Annotated in this window: 19 protein-coding genes, 1 tRNA gene and 1 pseudogene; 6 read left to right on the forward strand and 15 right to left on the reverse strand. The window is 59.6% G+C overall.

Annotated features, from left to right (window positions below; genetic code table 11):
• Positions 1–47: 47 nt before the first annotated feature.
• The 6 genes from Q0T48_RS05470 to orn all read right to left on the reverse strand — a co-directional run bounded on the left by Q0T48_RS05470 (position 48) and on the right by orn (position 6,867).
• A tRNA-Ser gene (locus Q0T48_RS05470) sits at positions 48–140 on the reverse strand.
• Between the two features lie 35 nt (positions 141–175).
• A complete protein-coding gene (locus Q0T48_RS05475) occupies positions 176–1,444 on the reverse strand; it encodes an aspartate kinase (RefSeq protein ID WP_295953514.1) in 1,269 nt (422 codons plus the stop codon).
• Between the two features lie 43 nt (positions 1,445–1,487).
• Positions 1,488–2,480 carry a tRNA lysidine(34) synthetase TilS gene (tilS, locus tag Q0T48_RS05480; protein ID WP_295953518.1) on the reverse strand — a complete coding sequence of 331 codons (993 nt, stop codon included), beginning with the start codon at positions 2,478–2,480 and terminating at the stop codon, positions 1,488–1,490.
• 6 nt (positions 2,481–2,486) lie between these two features.
• Entirely contained in the window at positions 2,487–3,953 is a 1,467-nt protein-coding gene (locus Q0T48_RS05485; RefSeq protein WP_295953521.1) for a sensor domain-containing diguanylate cyclase, read from the reverse strand.
• A gap of 125 nt (positions 3,954–4,078) precedes the next feature.
• Positions 4,079–6,049: a DEAD/DEAH box helicase gene (locus Q0T48_RS05490; protein WP_295953523.1), complete on the reverse strand. Its 1,971-nt coding sequence runs from the start codon at positions 6,047–6,049 to the stop codon at positions 4,079–4,081.
• A gap of 230 nt (positions 6,050–6,279) precedes the next feature.
• Positions 6,280–6,867, reverse strand: coding sequence for an oligoribonuclease (orn, locus tag Q0T48_RS05495; RefSeq protein WP_295953526.1), 588 nt, complete (start codon positions 6,865–6,867; stop codon positions 6,280–6,282).
• Positions 6,868–6,903: 36 nt separating this feature from the next.
• On the opposite strand from orn, the gene Q0T48_RS05500 reads away from it, so the two are divergent.
• The 3 genes from Q0T48_RS05500 to rsgA are packed head-to-tail and all read left to right on the forward strand — an operon-like array spanning position 6,904 to position 9,487.
• Positions 6,904–8,214, forward strand: a complete 1,311-nt coding sequence (locus tag Q0T48_RS05500; protein WP_295953528.1) for a M48 family metallopeptidase — start codon at positions 6,904–6,906, stop codon at positions 8,212–8,214.
• Positions 8,211–8,561: a 4a-hydroxytetrahydrobiopterin dehydratase gene (locus tag Q0T48_RS05505; protein ID WP_295953532.1), complete on the forward strand. Its 351-nt coding sequence runs from the start codon at positions 8,211–8,213 to the stop codon at positions 8,559–8,561. Before Q0T48_RS05500 ends, Q0T48_RS05505 begins: the two co-directional genes overlap by 4 nt.
• Positions 8,562–8,617: 56 nt before the next feature.
• Positions 8,618–9,487, forward strand: coding sequence for a ribosome small subunit-dependent GTPase A (rsgA, locus tag Q0T48_RS05510; protein WP_295953573.1), 870 nt, complete (start codon positions 8,618–8,620; stop codon positions 9,485–9,487).
• Here the strand turns inward: rsgA and hisC are convergent.
• From hisC to rpsP, 7 genes are all read right to left on the reverse strand, one after another.
• Positions 9,484–10,509, reverse strand: a complete 1,026-nt coding sequence (gene hisC / locus Q0T48_RS05515) for a histidinol-phosphate transaminase (protein WP_295953535.1) — start codon at positions 10,507–10,509, stop codon at positions 9,484–9,486. The genes rsgA and hisC overlap by 4 nt on opposite strands.
• Before the next feature lie 109 nt (positions 10,510–10,618).
• On the reverse strand, positions 10,619–11,602 hold the full coding sequence (locus tag Q0T48_RS05520; RefSeq protein WP_295953539.1) for a CobD/CbiB family protein: 984 nt from the start codon (positions 11,600–11,602) through the stop codon (positions 10,619–10,621).
• Between the two features lie 33 nt (positions 11,603–11,635).
• Positions 11,636–12,346 (reverse strand): CoA pyrophosphatase, encoded by a 711-nt coding sequence (locus Q0T48_RS05525; RefSeq protein WP_295953543.1) that lies wholly within the window; start codon positions 12,344–12,346, stop codon positions 11,636–11,638.
• 76 nt (positions 12,347–12,422) lie between these two features.
• Positions 12,423–12,821: a 50S ribosomal protein L19 gene (gene rplS, locus Q0T48_RS05530; RefSeq protein WP_295953545.1), complete on the reverse strand. Its 399-nt coding sequence runs from the start codon at positions 12,819–12,821 to the stop codon at positions 12,423–12,425.
• Between the two features lie 119 nt (positions 12,822–12,940).
• Positions 12,941–13,693 carry a tRNA (guanosine(37)-N1)-methyltransferase TrmD gene (gene trmD / locus Q0T48_RS05535; protein ID WP_295953546.1) on the reverse strand — a complete coding sequence of 251 codons (753 nt, stop codon included), beginning with the start codon at positions 13,691–13,693 and terminating at the stop codon, positions 12,941–12,943.
• A 17-nt stretch (positions 13,694–13,710) separates the two neighbouring features.
• On the reverse strand, positions 13,711–14,289 hold the full coding sequence (gene rimM, locus Q0T48_RS05540) for a ribosome maturation factor RimM (RefSeq protein ID WP_295953549.1): 579 nt from the start codon (positions 14,287–14,289) through the stop codon (positions 13,711–13,713).
• A gap of 52 nt (positions 14,290–14,341) precedes the next feature.
• The gene (gene rpsP / locus Q0T48_RS05545) at positions 14,342–14,602 is read right to left on the reverse strand and encodes a 30S ribosomal protein S16 (RefSeq protein ID WP_295953552.1); all 261 of its coding nucleotides are present in this window, start codon (positions 14,600–14,602) and stop codon (positions 14,342–14,344) included.
• Between the two features lie 173 nt (positions 14,603–14,775).
• Between rpsP and Q0T48_RS05550 the strand changes: the two genes are divergently transcribed.
• Together Q0T48_RS05550 and Q0T48_RS05555 are read left to right on the forward strand one after the other, a co-directional pair.
• Positions 14,776–15,297, forward strand: coding sequence for a GNAT family N-acetyltransferase (locus tag Q0T48_RS05550; RefSeq protein ID WP_295953556.1), 522 nt, complete (start codon positions 14,776–14,778; stop codon positions 15,295–15,297).
• A 9-nt stretch (positions 15,298–15,306) separates the two neighbouring features.
• The gene (locus tag Q0T48_RS05555) at positions 15,307–15,753 is read left to right on the forward strand and encodes a hypothetical protein (RefSeq protein ID WP_295953561.1); all 447 of its coding nucleotides are present in this window, start codon (positions 15,307–15,309) and stop codon (positions 15,751–15,753) included.
• Between the two features lies 1 nt (position 15,754).
• On the opposite strand, the gene Q0T48_RS05560 is transcribed toward Q0T48_RS05555, so the two are convergent.
• Together Q0T48_RS05560 and Q0T48_RS05565 are read right to left on the reverse strand one after the other, a co-directional pair.
• The gene (locus Q0T48_RS05560; RefSeq protein ID WP_295953562.1) at positions 15,755–16,765 is read right to left on the reverse strand and encodes an inorganic phosphate transporter; all 1,011 of its coding nucleotides are present in this window, start codon (positions 16,763–16,765) and stop codon (positions 15,755–15,757) included.
• A 13-nt stretch (positions 16,766–16,778) separates the two neighbouring features.
• Positions 16,779–17,426: a DUF47 domain-containing protein gene (locus Q0T48_RS05565; RefSeq protein WP_295953565.1), complete on the reverse strand. Its 648-nt coding sequence runs from the start codon at positions 17,424–17,426 to the stop codon at positions 16,779–16,781.
• A 559-nt stretch (positions 17,427–17,985) separates the two neighbouring features.
• Between Q0T48_RS05565 and Q0T48_RS05570 the strand changes: the two are divergent.
• Positions 17,986–18,655, forward strand: a pseudogene (locus tag Q0T48_RS05570) (hypothetical protein); the annotation flags it as partial.

Raw genomic sequence — 18,655 nt, forward strand, 5'->3', positions numbered from 1 at the left:
CAACAAAAAAGCCCTGCAACTTTGCAGTTGCAGCGCTTTCGTGTTTTTGGAGGAGACGGAGGGATTCGAACCCTCGATGGAATTTTAAGTCCCATACTCCCTTAGCAGGGGAGCACCTTCGGCCACTCGGTCACGTCTCCAAGACTAAGATTATCGCACGACTTTCGGTGGTTTTTTACGCCACGGGCTGGTCGAGTTCAAAAGCTTTGTGCAGGGCACGCACGGCCAGCTCCATGTACTTCTCGTCGATCACCACCGAGGTCTTGATTTCGCTGGTGGAAATCATCTGGATGTTAATGCCTTCTTCGCTCAGGCAGCGGAACATTTTGCAGGCCACGCCCACATGGCTACGCATGCCAATTCCGACGATGCTGACCTTGCAAATCTTGGCATCGCCAATGATTTCGGTGGCACCCAGCTTGGGCAGCACTTTTTCTTTCAGCAGATCGACCGTCTTGGCGAAGTCGTTGCGGTGCACGGTGAAGCTGAAGTCGGTTTTGCCGTCTTTGCTAACGTTTTGGATGATCACATCGACTTCGATGTTGGCATCGGCCACGGCACCCAGAATTTGGTAAGCAATACCAGGGGTGTCGGGCACGCCCAGCACGGAGACTTTGGCTTCGTCGCGGTTGAACGCGATGCCCGAGACAATGGCTTGTTCCATATTTTCGTCTTCTTCAAAAGTAATCAGGGTGCCAGATTTGGCTTCAATGGCGATGTCGATGTCCCACGGGGTGAAGCTGGACAGCACCCGCAGCGGCACTTTGTATTTGCCTGCAAATTCGACCGAGCGAATCTGCAGCACTTTGGAGCCCATGGAGGCCATCTCCAGCATTTCTTCAAAGCCTACGGTCTGCAGGCGGCGCGCCTCGGGCACGACGCGGGGGTCGGTGGTGTAGATGCCGTCCACGTCGGTGTAGATCAGGCATTCAGCGGCTTTCATGGCGGCGGCAACGGCCACGGCCGAGGTGTCGCTGCCACCACGACCCAGCGTGGTGATGTTGCCCGCTTCGTCCACGCCCTGGAAGCCGGTGACGATGACGACCTTGCCGGCCACCAGATCGACACGTACCTTCTGGTCGTCGATGGATTCGATACGCGCCTTGGTATGGGCGCTGTTGGTCAGAATCGGCACTTGCCAACCGGCATAGCTGACCGACTCCATGCCCTCGCCTTGCAGCGCAATGGCCAGCAAGGCCACCGAGACCTGCTCGCCGGTAGAGGCTAGCATGTCGAGTTCGCGCTGGTAGGCATCGGTGATTTTGGCGGGTGCCAGCTCTTTGGCCAGGCCCAGCAGGCGGTTGGTTTCGCCGCTCATGGCGCTGGGGACCACCACCATCTGGTGGCCCGCGCGCGCCCATTTGGCGACGCGCTTGGCGACAAGGCGGATGCGCTCGGTGGAGCCCATCGACGTGCCGCCGTATTTGTGAACGATCAATGCCATGGAATGTAGAAGACGCTAGAAGTTGAATGCCTGACGGCACGAATTACCCGGGCTTTGCAGCGGTCGCGGATGCGATAGGCAAAGCCTTCGGATTGTACCAATCCAGTAACAAGCCCCGGCGCACGGCAAAGCCTGCGCCCACTTTAATGTGGATTTTTTGCCCGCGGGTGGTACAGGCGGCGATTTGGTGCTGCAACTCGTGCAATTGCGCGGTGCTGGGCGTGGTGTGGTGGCTGCCCGTGAGCCAGTGGCGCAACACGTTGGCTTGGCGGGCAAATGACAGGCTTTGCAGGGTGGCAATGGCAGGCGGATTACCCACGGTGGCCAAATCTTGCACCGCCACTTCCGCCAGCACAGTTTGCGCCTGCGCTGCGTGGGCCGCACTGCGGGCAAAGGTTTCGCGGAACTGCGGAAACGCGGCCTCCAGCACCGGCAGCAACTGGGCGCGGATGCGGTTGCGGGTGAAGCGCTGGTCTGCGTTGGTCGGGTCCGTCACGTACGCCACGCCGCGCTGCGCCAGCCAGTCGCGGATGTGGTCGGCCCGCACACCCAGCAGCGGGCGGTGGTACTGGATGCCGTCGCGCGCCCAGCTGGCGGGCATGCAGGCCAGCCCCGGCAGGCCTGCGCCCCGGCTCAGGGCCAGCAGCAGGGTCTCCACCTGGTCATCGGCATGTTGGGCCAACACTATAGTTTTGATAGCAAACTGTGTAGATTCCACCTGCGCTATCGCCCCAAAAGCCTTGTGACGTGCCTTGCGGGCTGCATCCTCCGGGCTTTCGCCGGGCGCAGGCTGGGCCTGGACACGTACCACCTGCAGCGGCACCTGCAGCCCGGTACAAAAAGCTTCGCAGTGGCGCACAAAATCATCGGCGGCGGCCTGCAGCCCGTGGTGGATGTGCACAGCCTGCACCTGGCCCGGCCAGCGCTCGGCACAGGCCAGCAGCAAGGCGGTGGAATCGGCTCCACCACTGAACGCCACGGTCAGGGGCAGGGTCGGCGCAAACGCCTGTACGGCATCAACCAGGGTATAGCCCATTGCCGTCTAACCGATGTGCCCGCGCCGCTCGATGTTCTGCTCTTGGTAGTAGCGGGTTTTTTCGACGTACATGGCACGGTCGGCCCGGATCAGTGTGGCCTCCAACTGGTCGCTGGACGTACAGGTGGCCATACCGATGGCGATACTGAGCTTGTGGCCGGAATAAAACTGGTTGTTGAGTTCCAGGATCGAATGCAGGCGGTCGATGGTGGCCTGCGCCCCGCGCTCGTCCGAGCCGGGCAGCAGCATGGCAAATTCATCGCCACCGGTACGCGCCGCACAAGCCTGCGGACTCGCCACCTTGCTGAACACCTCGCCCGCCCGCCGAAGCAGCGCATCGCCCGCCACATGGCCGTGCTCGTCGTTGATTTGCTTCAGGCCGTTCAGGTCCATCACCAGCACGCTCAGCGGCCATGGGCCCTTGCGCGACAGGCGGTTGAGCTCGTCCATGTAGAAGGCGCGGTTGCGCAGCTGCGTCAGCGAGTCGTGCTTGCCCAGGTATTCGAGGTAGGCCTCGGCCTTTTTGCGCGCGGTGATGTCCACCAGCGAGACCAGCACCAGGTCCCAATCGGCCAAGTGCCCGGGCAGCACGGCAAACTGCATGTGGATGTTGACCAGGTCGCCGCTGAGCCGGTAGTTGACCACTTCGCGCATCAAGGTGGTTTTGCCTTGCCACAGCTCGCAGAGCTGCTCGGCAAATGAATCGCGCATTTCGCCCTGGAACACATCGCCCAGTCGGACCAGCAGCTCGGCTTTGTTTTGGGCTCCAAACATGGTGAGGGTTTGCTGGTTCACGTCGATGACGCGGATTTCCTGCATGCAGCGGGTCACAAATTCAGGGTGCACATTGATGAAGGTGCGAAAGTCTTCGATGCCGCGCATGCGTACGTCTTCAATCAGCCGCTTCACCGCGCTGAAGTCCTCTACCCACAGGGACACCGGGGAGTAGTCGAACAGGTTGCGCGCATGCTGTTCACTGGCAGCCAGCAGGTTCGAGGTTTGCAGCTCTTGGGTGATGTCTTGCAGGGACACCATCACGCGGTCCCAAAGTTCCTCGTGGCCTTGCAGTACGCGGGCCTGTACTTTGACATCCAGCCGGCGACCGTCCAGCGTGTAGTTCACGGTCTGCACGGCAAAACCCATCTGCCCGTCCCACATAGGAATCATCTGATGCGCCAGGTGGTCCAACATGTCGCCGCGAAACACCTGCTGCAAATTGGCCAACAAGTGCTCTTGGCTGCTGGCACCAAACAGCTCCAACGTGCGCTGGTTGACCTCCAGAACTTGCAAGGACGCCGCGCATTCGGCCAGGCATTCGGGATACACCGCCACATGGGTGCGCAAATCAGTAATGCCCTCGGCACGCCAGCCGTCAAACAGGCGTTTGAGCGCGCTGAAATCCTCCAGCCACAGGGACACAGGGGCCAGCGCGAACAATTGGGTGTAGTCGGCCGGGGATGACAGTTGGGACACGTTGATAACCTCCAGACGGGTATTGTGGCGGCTCGCCGCAGCGCAAATAGAAGGCCCTTCAGCTTTGGGCGAAAAAAAACCAGGCCGCAGGGGCCTGGTTTTTTAGAAGGTCAAAACCTTAGGAATTAACGTGCGGGCTTGGGAGCCAGACGCTTCTTGGTGTCGCGGGGCACAAACACTTTGCCGCCGTTGCCAGCACCGACACCGGGCTTGCTGAAAGCAGGCTTGGAGAAGGCGGGACGGGGTGCATTGAAGTCACCACGCTCGGCACGGTCGCCACGGGGGGCGAAGTCGGTGCGCTCACCACGGGGAGCAAAGTCGGGACGGGGCGCGAAATCACTACGGGGAGCGAAGTCAGCACGGTCGCCACGGGGGGCAAAATCGCCACGAGGAGCACCACGGTCGCCACCAAAGCCACCGCCGTTGCCCTGGAAGCCACCGGTGCGGGCTGGAGGACGGCTGTTGCGGTCGTTGAAACCGCTGGCACCGCCGTAGCTGCCACCATCGCGCTGACCACCACGATCGCCGCCGAAGCCACCACCATTGCCGCCGCCACCGAAGCCGCCGCGGTCATTGCCACGGGGCGAAGGACCAAAGCTGCGACCACGGGGAGCTCCATCACGGCTGCCACCACCAAAACCACCGCCACCGGCACGTGGAGGACGCGAATCGGGCTGGCGCTGTTGTGGCTCCATACCAGGAATCACTTCCGCCTTGAACTGTTGGTGGCTGTAGCTTTCGATGTCGAAAATCTTGCGGCGGTCGCGCATTTCAGCGAAGGTCACGGCGATACCGTCGCGACCCGCACGGCCGGTACGGCCAATACGGTGGGTGTAGTCTTCGGCCTTCATTGGCAAGCCAAAGTTGAACACGTGGCTGATGCTGGGCACGTCAATACCACGGGCAGCCACATCGGTTGCCACCAGGATTTGCACTTGGCCTTGGCGCAGAGCCATCAGGCGGCGGTTGCGCAGACCCTGGCTCAGGGCACCGTGCAATGCGACGGCGCTGAAGCCCTCTTGTTGCAGGTCGGCGGCCAGGCCGTCGCACTCGATCTGGGTGCTGGCAAACACGATCGCCTGGGCAATCGAGGTGTCACGCAGCCAGTGGTCAAGCAGCTTGCGCTTGTGCTGGGCGTTATCGGCCCAGAACAAGATTTGCTTGATGTTCTGGTGTTTTTCTTGTGGGCTGTCGATGGTGACGCGCTGGGGTTCGCGCATCACGCGCTGGGCCAGTTGCTGGATGCGCGGCGCGAAGGTGGCGCTGAACATCATGGTTTGCTTGCGGCCAATGGTCATTTGGTTGACATCGGCGAGGTCGTCCGAGAAGCCCAGATCGAGCATACGGTCGGCTTCGTCCACCACCAGGAACTGCACCTGGTCGAGCTTAATTTGCTGCGAACGCTGTAAATCCAACAGACGGCCAGGAGTAGCCACCACCAAGTTAGCATTTTGCAGCTTGGCGATTTGCAACTGGTAAGGCATGCCGCCGACCACGTTGGCCACGCGCAGGCCACGGCAATGGGCCACCAGGCCAATCGCGTCATGGGCCACTTGCTGGGCCAGTTCGCGGGTGGGGCACAGGATCAGGGCACCGGGGGTTGCGGCCTTGAAGTTGCGTGCATTGGTGGGGTCTTTGCGCTTGGCGCGCTTGGGAGCAGCTTCGCCGTTGGCAGCAGCTTCGGCCACAGCGGCTTCGTATTCGGCTTTTTCAGCGGCTTCGGCTTCGGCTTGCTGGCGCAGCAGAGTGTGCAGCACGGGCAGTAGGAAAGCAGCGGTTTTGCCGCTACCGGTTTGGCTGGACACCATCAGGTCGACAAAACGAGCGGACTCGCCTTGCATAGCCATGGGGATGGTTTGCATTTGCACAGCGGTAGGCTGGGTGTAGCCCAGGTCGGCCACGGCTTGCACCAACTCAGGGGCCAGGCCCAGAGTCACAAAGCCGTTAGGCAGTGCGGGAGCGGCGTCCGCTTCAGCGGCAACAGCCACGTCAGCGCCTTCGACGGACAGCAAAGTCTCGGTCACGAAGGTGTCGTTGGCGGAAGAAAAGTTAGCGGCAGGCGAAAAATCACCCGCGACGTCAAAAGAGTCGTTCATTTAATTACTCACACGGAGACACCGCAAAGGCTGCAGTGCGCCCCATTAATGGTTAAAAAACATCAACCATCAAACGGGGCCGGTACTTGAGACGGTATTGAAACCTGGTACCAGTTGGCGCAACTTTGTGCGCCAGATGTGTGAAGGGAGATGTGCAAAGTGCCCTGGATTGCTTCTATCGTTTCCAGTGCAGCCTCGAATTATAGCCCGGATTCGGGTTTCCACCTAATTTAATCGGCAGTCATCTTCAAAAAGTGTGTGCGGTAGTGCACAAGTTCCTCAATCGATTCATGCACATCGGCCAGCGCGGTGTGGGCTTGCTGCTTTTTAAACGAAGCCGCCACCTCGGGCCGCCAGCGCTTGGCCAGCTCTTTCAGCGTGCTCACGTCCAGGTTGCGGTAATGGCAAAAAGCCTCCAGCTTGGGCATGTACTTGGCCAGAAAACGCCGGTCCTGGCCGATGCTGTTGCCGCACATCGGCGAAGTGCCTTTGGGGATGTACTGCGCCAGAAAGGCGATGATCTGCGCCTCGGCCTCGGGCTCTGTGAGCGTGGCGGCCTTGACCTTGTCGATCAGGCCGCTGCGGCCATGCGTGCCCTTGTTCCAGGCATCCATTTTGTCCAGCAGCGCATCGGACTGGTGGATGACCAGCACCGGACCTTCGATGCGCGGCTCCAAGCTAGGGCCGGTGACGACCACGGCGATTTCGATGAGGCGTTCGACTTCCGGGTCCAGCCCGGTCATTTCACAGTCCAGCCAGATCAGGTTTTGGTCCGATTTGGCCAGTAATACAGGGGATGGGGTGTTGATTTCAGCCATAAGGCGCATTGTCACCGATGGCCTAAACTCCCGGACATGCAAGATACCGCTCCTTTTTCTCCGTTTTCACCTTCACTCGCCCTGAGCCTGGGCTTTGCCACCGTGTTGTTGATTGGCATCATCGTCAAGATGTGGCTGGCCTCGCGCCAGATCCGCCACGTGGCCCAGCACCGCCACACAGTGCCCGCCGCCTTCGCCAGCAGCATCACCCTGGAAGCCCACCAAAAAGCCGCCGACTACACCATCACCAAGGCCCGTTTCGGTCTGCTGGAGCTGTCGCTGGGCACGGCGGTGTTGATGGGCTGGACGCTGCTGGGCGGACTGAATCTGCTGAACCAAAGCCTGCTGGCCTGGCTGGGCGGTGGCATGCAGCAGCAGCTGGCAGTGCTGGTCGGCTTTGTGCTGATCAGCGGACTCATCGACATGCCCTTATCGCTGTACCAAACCTTTGTGATCGAAGAGCGCTTTGGCTTCAACAAGACCACCTTCAAACTGTGGCTGGGCGACTTGCTCAAGTCCAGCCTGGTAGGTGCCGTGATCGGCCTGCCGATTGCCGCGTTGATCCTGTGGCTGATGGGCACCGCCGGGCCACGTTGGTGGCTGTGGGCCTGGAGCGCCTGGATGGGCATTAACCTGCTGCTGCTGATGGTCTACCCCACCTTCATCGCCCCGCTGTTCAATAAATTCAAACCACTGGAAGACGTTGCCTTGAAGGCCCGCGTCACCGCCCTGATGCTGCGCTGCGGCTTCGCGGCCAAGGGCCTGTTTGTGATGGACGGCAGCAAGCGCAGCGCGCACGCCAATGCCTACTTCACCGGCTTCGGTGCCGCCAAGCGCGTAGTGTTTTACGACACCTTGCTGAGCAAACTGGCCCCCGCCGAAGTGGATGCGGTGCTGGCCCATGAACTCGGCCACTTCAAGCACAAGCACATTCTGCAGCGCATCGTGACGATGTTTGCCTTCAGCCTGCTGGGCTTTGCGCTGCTGGGCTGGCTGTCGACCCAGGTGTGGTTCTATACCGGCCTGAGCGTGATTCCCAATATGTCGGGCGCGCCCAACGACGCGCTGGCGCTCCTGCTGTTCATGCTGGTGACACCGGTGGTGACCTTCTTCATCGCCCCGCTATCGGCCCAGGTGTCGCGCAAGCACGAGTTCCAGGCCGACGCCTACGCAGTGCAGCAGACCAGCGGCCAGGATCTGTCGTCCGCCTTGCTGAAGATGTACGAAGACAACGCCTCCACCCTCACGCCCGACCCGGTGTTCGTGAAGTTCTACTATTCGCACCCACCCGCCACCGAGCGGCTGGCGCGCATGGCCCACGGTGCGGCACAAGGAGTAATGGCATGACATCTGATTTCATGAAAAAAGACTGGTCCACGCAGAAACGCTCTGCACTGACAGCTACACAAATCGTAGCAAAACTGGCCCACGTGGACGGCTGGCAGCTGGACGGCGATGGGGCCGCGGTGGCCATCACCAAAACCTTCCGCTTTGCCAACTACTTCGAAACCATCGCCTTTGTGAACGCCGTGGCGTTTGTGGCCCACACGCAAGACCACCACCCGGACTTGCAGGTCAGCTACAACCGCTGCGTGGTGCGCTTCAACACGCACGACGCGGGCGGCTTGTCGGTCAGCGACTTCGACTGCGCGGCGCTTCTGAATGGCTTGCTGGTGACGAAAGCCCCGGTTTGAGCGGCCGCCCCGCCCTCCTCCCTGGTTTGGTGGTCGCCACCTATGGCCGCCACTGCATGGTGGAACGCCCCGACGGCACCCGCCTGATCTGCCACCCGCGGGGCAAAAAAAGCACGGCGGTGGTGGGCGACACAGTGCAATGGCTGCCCGGTGCCGAAGGCCAGGGAGAAGACGGCACGATCGAAAAACTGCAGCCGCGCCGCAACCTGTTCTACCGCCAGGACGAGATTCGCACCAAGTCGTTTGCCGCCAACCTGGACCAGGTACTGATCCTGATCGCCGCTGAGCCCGAGTTCTCGGAAACCCAGTTGTCGCGCGCCCTGATTGCCGCCGAGGCCGAGCGCATCAGCCCGCTGATCGTGCTGAACAAACAGGATTTGACCGTGCCCTTCGAGCGCGCCTGGGGCTGGCTGGCCGCCTACCGCGACATGGGCTACCGCATGCTGCCGCTGTCGCTCAAGGGCTCCAGCGACAGCCTGGATGCATTGAAGGCCGAACTGGCGGGCAAGACCACGCTGGTACTGGGCCCGTCGGGCGCAGGCAAGAGCACGCTGACCAACCACCTGGTGCCCGGCGCACTGGCCGCCACGCGTGAAATCTCGCAGGCGCTGAACACCGGCAAGCACACCACCACCAGCACCACTTGGTACTGGGTGGACAAGGCGGCCAACACCGCGCTGATCGACTCGCCCGGCTTCCAGGAGTTTGGCCTGCACCACATCGATGCCCGGCATTTGTCGGGTCTGATGCCGGACATCAAACCTTTTGTGGAGCGCTGCAAGTTCTACAACTGCACCCACCTGCACGAGCCGGGCTGCGGGGTAATTGCAGCGGTCAAAACCGATTCCAGCGCAGGCTCCATCAGCGATAGGCGCTACAAAATCTATAAAGACCTGTTTGCGGAACTGGACGCGCCGAAGTTCTAACCGAGGATGGCCGCCAGCGCTTCCAGCAGCGTGTCGCACTGCGCCGGCGTGCCCACGCTGATGCGCAGGTACTGGGCGATGCGGGCCTGCTTGAAATGCCGCACCAGCACCGCCCGTGCCCGCAGTTGCGCCGCCAGCTCTGCCGCATCAAATTGTGGCTGCCGGGCAAACACAAAGTTGGCCTGTGACGGCAGCACCTCGAAACCCATGTCCTCCAGTTGCAGCACCAGGCCTTCGCGGCTGTGGACCACGGCGGCGCAGGTCTGGGCAAAGTAGGCCTGGTCTTCAAATGCCGCCAAGGCACCGGCTTGCGCCAGACGGCCCAGCGGGTAGGAATTGAAGCTATTCTTCACCCGCTCCAGCGCCTCGATCAACGGCCGCTGGCCACAGGCCAGACCCACGCGCAAACCGGCCAATGAGCGTGATTTGGACAGAGTTTGCGTAACCAGCAGATTCGGGTAGCGGGCAATCAAACCCACGGCAGATTCGCCGCCAAAATCGACATAGGCCTCGTCCACCAGCACCGCGTGCTGCGGGTGTATTTGCAGCAGGCGTTCGATCTGTGCCAGCGGCAGGCCGATGCCGGTGGGTGCGTTCGGGTTGGCGATGACCACGCCCGCCAGTTCCGGGGCCGTCAGCATTTCCACATCCACCCGCAAGCCCTCGGCCAGGGGAACGATGTGCATGGGGATGCCGTACAGCCCGCAATACACCTGGTAAAAGCTATAGGTTACGTCTGGCATTACCAGCGGCGCGCCCTGCTGGAACAGGGCGAAGAAGGCATGTGCCAGCACCTCGTCCGAGCTATTACCTATAAACACCTGGTCCATTTGCAGGCCGTACTGCCGGGCAATCTCGGTGCGCAGGGCGACGGATTCCGGGTCGGGGTAGAGCTGCAAGCCCTGCTCGGCTGCGGTCTGGATGGCGGCCACCACCTGGGGAGACGGTGGATACGGGTTTTCGTTGGTGTTGAGCTTGGTCAGCTTGACAAGCTTGGGCTGCTCGCCGGGGACGTAGGGCACGAGGCCAGCGACCACCGGGCTCCAAAAAGGGGAAGAAGTCAAAATGCTACTACTTTCATAGCTACTAGCATAGGCACCACCTACGCTAGAGCCCTATTTTCTTTAAAAATCAGCCCAACAGATTGGCCAGGGTCAACAGGGCCAGCATGCCCATCCACAAGACGACAGCCCGCCACACCAGGCCCACCACGCTGCGCAGATGCGCCAGTTCGGGATCCCGGCCCGGAGTGGACTCGGTGTCCACACCCAGCTCCAAAGGGGTTGCCTGGCTGTAGCCGATGGCGTCCATGGTCTTTAAAGCCTCACCGCCCAAGCGCACGTTCAGCGCGCCCGAGGTGGCGGCCAGCACCACGCCGTCGTTGTCGTTGGGAAAGCGCTGGGCATAGTTGCGCCAGCTGTCGATAGCATCTTCAAAACTACCCACCACGGCAAAACCCAGCGCCGTGGCACGGGCGGGCAGCCAGTCGATGGCCGTCCAGGCACTGGCTGCGGCTTTTTGCAGCGAGGCACTGGCGGGCTGGCGCCGGTCGCGGGCCTTGTGCATCCAGTAGCGCGACACAAACTCGCTCAGCCGGTAGAACACCGCGCCCGCAGGTCCCAGACCCAGCGCGGCCAACACCGAGTACCAGGCCAGCACACCAAACACATGGCGGTGCGCGGCAACCACTGAATACTCGATCACATGGCGCACGATTTCGCTGCGCGGCAGTTCGCTGGCATCCACCTGCTGCCACTGTGCCAGGCGCTCACGCGCCAGGGGTTCGTCGCCACTTTCCAGCGCATCGCGGATCTCGGTGAAATGGTGGCTGAACTGCCGAAAACCCAGGGTGATGTAGAGCACCGCCACGTTCCACAGCACCGCCACCGGCCAGCCTATGGCCCATACCAGCAACCAGTGCAGGCCCAGCGCGGCCAGGCTGGGCAACACGACGGCCAAGGCCCACGCGACCCAACCGTGCTGCGGTTTGCCAGCATCAAAATTACGGCTGGATGCCCGCACCCAGGCGCGCAACAGGCCGTGTATGGGGTTGTCTCGGGCTACGGGGCGCACCTGCTCTACCAAGAGCGCAAACATGATCGCAAAAAAGCTCATGACACGATGATAACGGCCTGCTGTGGCGCGCCTTCAGGCGGACAAAAATCGGTAGAAATTTCGCAGCATGCCCGCGGTGGCACCCCAGATGAAACGCTCGCCCTGCGCATCGGTGTAGGGCATGGAAAACCACTCGCGTTGCACCCCGTCCCATTCAAACGCATGGCGGCGGTGGTGCGCCGGGTCCATCAGGAAAGCCAGTGGCACCTCGAAGGCATCGGCCACTTCTTCGGGCTGGTGTACCAGCGTGAAACCCGGCTGCACCAGCGCCACCACGGGCGTGATGATGAAGGCGGTACCGGTCACGTAAGCGGGCAACTGGCCGATCACCTGAACGTAGTCACTTGGCAGTCCCACCTCTTCCCAGGCCTCACGCAGCGCGGCGGCGCTGGCATCTGCGTCGGCGGCATCCACCTTGCCGCCGGGAAAGGCGATCTGGCCGGCGTGGGACGACATATGGGCGGTGCGCTGGGTCAGCAAAATAGTGGGGCCACCTTGCGCCAGGCTGTGCAGCACGATGGGGATCAGCACCGCGGCCTGGCGGGGCGTGCGGTCGGTAAAGCGCGGCTCGGACCGGACCTCGGGCTGCCACACCGGTGGGCTCTGGAAGCGCTGGCGCAGGGCTTCGGGCAACAGCTGCGCCGCGGCTACCGCAGGCAGGTGCGCGTCATGGCCCAGCACCGGCACTTGGCGTGGGTCGAAATTAGGCAGCTTCGATAAAGGGGTGAGGGGTAATTGGGACATCTTATGATTTCAAAGACCCACAAAAAAGCCGCCACAGCTTGACGCATGTGGCGGCTTTTTCAAGGAACAGTGCAGATTACGCTGCAGCAGCGGCTGCCTTGGCAGCTGCGACCTTGACGCGGTTAGGCAACTTTTCCTTGATACGCGCCGACTTGCCGCTGCGGTCACGCAGGTAGTACAGCTTGGCGCGGCGCACGTCACCGCGGCGCTTGACTTCGATGCCAGCGATCAACGGGCTGTAGGTTTGGAACGTACGCTCCACGCCTTCGCCGCTGGATATCTTACGCACGGTGAAGCCGCTGTTGAGGCCACGGTTGCGCTTGGCAATCACGACACCTTCATAGGCCTGCACACGCTTGCGCGCGCCTTCAACCACGTTGACGCTGACGATCACCGTGTCGCCAGGGGCGAACGAAGGGATCACTTTGGCCAAGCGGGCAATTTCTTCTTGCTCAAGAATTTCGATTAAGTTCATGGTTTTCCTCTAGTGATCATGCCCGCGCCAAAATTAGCTAGTGCTTTACCAAAATGGAAAGCGGCCGGGTATAGGATCGAAAAGCCTTCAAGTATAGCATTTGACGCTATACAGCTTGTTCAGGCGGGCGGCAGGCTCTTCAGAAAGCGCTCGTCGTCTCGGCCCAGGCGTCCTGCAGTGCGGGCAGCCTGCAGCAAATCGGGGCGGCGTTCTGCGGTGAGCTGCAGCCGCTGGTCACGCCGCCAACGCTCGATCTGCACGTGGTGGCCCGACAACAGGGCCGCAGGCACGGCGTGGCCCTCCCAGGTTTCGGGACGGGTGTAGTGCGGGCAGTCCAGCAGGCCGTCGAGTGCGGGGTTGAAGCTGTCAAACTGGTGGCTGCCTGCGTCGTTTAACACGCCGGGCTGCAAACGCGCCACGGCATCCAGCAAAGCCAAAGCTGCAATTTCGCCACCCGACAGCACAAAGTCGCCCAGGCTGATCTGGTGGGTCACAAAACGGTCGATAAAGCGCTGGTCGATACCTTCGTAGCGTCCACACACCAGCACTGCGCCTGCACTGGCCGACCACACTTCGACCGTGGCGTGCGTGAGTGCAGGACCCAAAGGGGAAAATAAGACGACGGGTGCGGCATCCGTACGGGCAGCCTGGATGGCCGCCAAACAGCGTGCCAGTGGTTCGGCCAGCATGACCATGCCGGGGCCGCCGCCAAAAGGCCGGTCGTCTACCCTGCGGTAGTTGCCATCAGCAAAATCACGGGGGTTCCACAGGTGCAGCTCGACCAGGCCCGATTCGAAAGCACGGCGTGTCACGCCGCTGGTCAAAAACGGCGCAAATAACTCGGGGAAAAGGCTGATGATGTCGAACCGCATGCGCAGCGCCTAGCGGTTCAGTAGTCTGGTTGCCAGTCTACGGTGATCAGGCGCGCAGGCAAATCGACTTTGTCGACGTACACGGCGACAAACGGCACCATGCGCTCCAGGGCTTGCACGGCACCGGCCTCGTCCACTTCTTGGTAGGCGATGACCAGTACGGTTTGCGCGCCGGTAGACAGCAGTTCTTTAACCTGCCCAAGCGCAACGCCTTCGCGGTTGACCACGTCCAGACCGATCAAATCGACCCAGTAATATTCATCGGTGGAGACGCTAGGGAAACTGGTGCGGGCCACGAAAATACGTGAACCACGCAGCGCCTCGGCAGCATCACGCCCCACCACCTCATGGGATTGGGCCACGACACCGCCAGAATGTTCTTTGGCTTCCAGCACGCGCAGCAGCCGGGTTCCGTCGAAGGGTTTAGCACCCCGCTCGGTGGGCTGCAAATACCAGCGTTTGGAAGAAAAAAGCGCCTCGGGTGCGGCGCTGTGGGAGACGACCTTGAACCAGCCTTTGACTCCCCACGCATCACCAATACGCCCTACTTCAATGGCATCCGCCGGTAAATCTGCGGTATCGAGTAAGGGCATCATGGTGTGCGAAGCGGACAAAAATACGGTGTGTACTGTCGTCCGCTATTTTCATTTAGGCAGTAGGAGCGGCTGCTTTGGCTGCTTGGGCGATCAGACGTTCCACCGTAGGGGAAGCCTGGGCACCAACGCTACGCCAGTAGGTCAGACGGTCTTGCACGATACGGATGCTTTCTTCATTGGCAGTAGCGCTAGGGTTGTAAAAACCGACGCGCTCAATGAAACGACCGTCACGGCGGTTGCGTTTATCGGCCACAACGATATTGAAAAACGGGCGTGCTTTTGCACCGCCACGGGCGAGTCGAATAACGACCATGATTTATCCTTCGGGGTAGCTGGAAATGATTCCAACCGATTGCCACAAGTACCAAGCGTGCGCCTGGCGCTTACATGGCGTTTAATCCCAGCGTTGAGACACGCAACTGACCACCTAGCCAGTGACACGCTGAAAAGCCTTCTATTATACCGCGACCCAACTCTTCTTTACCCATGCCCACCATCCGTCCTGCACGCGACGAAGATATCGCCGCCATTACCGCCATTTACACCCACCACGTACTGCACGGCACCGGCACTTTCGAGACCACCCCGCCCAGCGCCGATGACATGGCCACCCGCCGCGCCGACGTGTTGGCCAAAGGCCTGCCCTACCTGGTGCTGGCAGAGGCAGACCGGGTGGTGGGTTTTGCCTACTGCAACTGGTTCAAGCCGCGCCCAGCCTACCGGTTTTCTGCCGAAGACTCGGTGTATTTGGCTCCCGACAGCGGCGGCAAAGGCTGGGGACGGCTGTTGCTGGCCGAATTGGCGGCCCAGGCCGAGCGGTTAGGCGTGCGCAAACTGATCGCCGTGATTGGCGATTCGGCCAATGCGGGCTCGATCGGCGTACACCAATCCCTGGGCTTTACCCACGTGGGCGTGTTGCGCGCTTGCGGCTGGAAATTTGGCCGTTGGCTGGACGTAGTGATGATGGAAATGACATTGGGCGCGGCCGACAGCAATTCGCCTGAATAATCAGGCCCTATGAAAAACAAAACTATGGCCGCCTGGCTGGCATTCTTAGGTGGCCCGCTCGGCCTGCACCGTTTCTATCTGCGCGGCCTGGGCGACCTGTGGGGCTGGCTTTATTGGATTCCTACCGCTTTGGGGCTGTACGGTGTGCAGCGGGTGCAAGTCGCTGGGCTGGACGACCACTGGAGCTGGATTTTGATTCCACTGTTGGGTTTCAGCATGGCCGCCAGCGCGCTGACCGCCATCATCTACGGCCTGATGGCTCCCGAAAAATGGAACACCAAATTCAACCCCTATAACGCAGCCGATGCCTTACCCGGCCAAACCAACTGGATCACCGTAGGTGCACTGGTCTGCGCCCTGCTGGTAGGCACCGGCACCTTGATGGCCAGCCTGGCCTTCAGCTTCCAGCGCTACTTCGAATACCAGATCGAGCTAGGCCAAAAACTGAGCCAGTGATTTAAAAAATCTGCAAGCTGAGCCAGTAGGCAATAGCAGCCACAAACGCGCTGGCGGGGATGGTGAAAATCCAGGCCCACACAATCGTGCCCGCCACGCCCCAGCGCACCGCACTGGCCCGCTGGGTAGAACCTACGCCCACAATTGCACCGGTGATAGTGTGGGTGGTAGACACTGGCACGCCCATAGCGGTAGCCAGGAACAAGGTCAAAGCCCCACCCGTTTCAGCACAAAACCCGCCTACTGGTTTCAGCTTGGTGATCTTTTGCCCCATGGTCTTCACAATCCGCCAACCCCCAAACATAGTGCCTGCCGCAATCGCGGTGTAGCAACACACAATCGCCCAAGTCGGTGGCGCGGTGTCGGTGGAGGCCGAATAACCCGTGGCAATCAGCAGCATCCAGATGATGCTGATGGTTTTTTGCGCGTCGTTACCGCCGTGGCCCAGACTGTAGGCCCCCGCGGACACCAACTGCAGGCGACGGAACCAGCGGTCCACCTTGGACGGCGTGGCGCGTCGCCAAATCCAGGCTACCGCCACCATCATCAGCGAACCCAGCAAGAAGCCCAGCACAGGGGAGATAAAGATAAATGCGACGGTTTTGAGGATGCCGCTAGACACCAGCGCACTGGAACCCGCCTTGCCCATCACCGCACCCACAATGCCGCCAATCAGCGCATGCGACGAACTGCTGGGGATACCGTAGTACCAAGTCACGAAATTCCAGAAAATCGCCCCGATCAAGGCACCAAACACCACGTGGACATCGATCACACCCGGGTCGGCAATTCCTTTGCCCACGGTGGCGGCCACGCTCAGGTGAAAGATAAAAATCGCCACAAAATTGAAAAACGCGGCAAATACCACGGCCTGTCCCGGCTTGAGCACGCCCGTAGACACTACCGTGGCGATAGAGTTCGCCGCATCGTGGAACCCGTTCATGAAATCGAACAGCAGCGCCAACGCCACCAGAACCACCACCACCCACAAACTTACCTGCACCGTTGCCATGGAACGCCCCGGCTCAGGAGTTCTCGAGGACGATGCCCTCGATCACATTGGCCACGTCTTCGCATTTGTCGGTAATGGTTTCCAACAGTTCGTAGATCGCCTTCAGCTTGATGACCTCGCGCACATCTGGCTCTTCGCGGAACAGCTTGCTCATGGCCGAGCGCATCACCCGGTCGGCATCCGACTCCAGGCGGTCGATTTCTTCGCAGGTCTTCAGGGCCGCCTCGGCCGTGGCAGGCTCGGCAATCTTGCCCAGCATATACACCGCATCTTTCAAACGCTCGCAACACTTTACACTCAAATCGGTCAGACGGGTAATTTCTTCTGTCATGTGGCGCACGTCGTAGAGCGCCATGGTTTCGGCCGAATCCTGGATCAGATCAGCAACGTCGTCCATGGTGTTGATCAGCTTGTGGATCTGCTCACGGTCGATGGGCGTGATGAAAGTCTTGTGCAGCAGCTTGTTGACATCGTGCGTCACGCGGTCGGCCGCACTCTCGGCGTTATCCACATCACGGTTGTACTGCTCGCGCAGGTACGGGTCGTTGTAGTTCGCCACCAACTGCGAAAAAGCCCGCGCAGCTTCTACGATGCGATCCGCATGCTGGTTGAACATTTCAAAAAAATTGCCTTCACGCGGCAACAGCTTGCCAAACAGCATGGCGGACTCCTAATGGGGGGATTGCGTTAGAAATGTGACGGAAAGATGACTGCGCGAAGTTTAACCGCGACGAGCTGGGCAAAAGCCATGCGCCAAATGCCAGGCAAACGCTCTGACCGCTTTCGCCGCACCCCACGCAGTCACCTAAAAGCAGCACCTAAGCATCATTCCATGTAAATTACGTCAGCAGAAACCCTACTAGCAACCGATTAGAGCGGGTATATTAGAGATAGTGGTGTCGACCGAGTAAAAGTGAAAATGTGGTGCCATATTTCGTACCCAAAAGTTGCGGTAAGCACCCTGACTTGAAGAAGTTCATGCTCTCAAAAAAAGAGCACTGAGCCCTAAAAATAATTCCCCAAAAATCTTAAGTATTTTCTTTTCTAGATTAATTAAGCATAATTATAAATTAATTTACCTCCTCTGATTTAATTTAAAAAATATATCATATTTATATATACAAAAATTTTTACAAAATCTCATTAAATACCTCCCCTCCAATGCTTATGCCTCATAAAATTTCGACGCACGATGGGTGAAATAAAAATTTCGACATGGCATGATTATTGTATGCAATATTTTTATTATAAAAATAGAATTCACCATACAATCAAAATCAGCTCCAGAATCAAGGACAATAATTTCAATGGATAGCCAAACACTACTTAGTGAAGACTTAACCGCAGTAACCCAAAATGGTGCTGGGGCGTTGGGAAAGGATAATCTGCTAAGCCTCATAGAATCCATAATAGATCCTGGAATGCTGGTATTATCGCTATGGGGAGTGGCATTTTTCTTTGAAAGAACAGTGCCTCCAACCTACCTTATCCTTTCGGTCATAGTTTTTGCTATGACCTTTCCAGGAACGACACAACTACAGTCTTCTTTCCGGAAACTTGTCGCCCAAACACTGGTCAACTGGACCGCTATTGCAGCGCTTCTATTGGCTACCGGTATCGTTACGCGTTACATAAGCGGTTTCTCACAAAATGCCCTAATTGCGTGGCTTTGGGTTGCGCCACTAACCCAAATTGTTGCACACCAGTTATTGCGATTCGTAGCACCTCTTATCGTTAATTTGCAAGGCCCTCTGACCTTGCCCTCGAAAAACGTATCCCTTGCTGAGTGTTTAAATTCACGCAAGGAGAACGGAAATGACGAAGACGGCGAGAGCGCGATACACGCTCGAATTCAAGCAAGAAGCAGTGCGACTGGTCGAGGGAGGTCAG

Source organism: Rhodoferax sp., assembly GCF_025354435.1.
In the GTDB taxonomy this organism is placed as follows: domain Bacteria; phylum Pseudomonadota; class Gammaproteobacteria; order Burkholderiales; family Burkholderiaceae_C; genus Rhodoferax_B.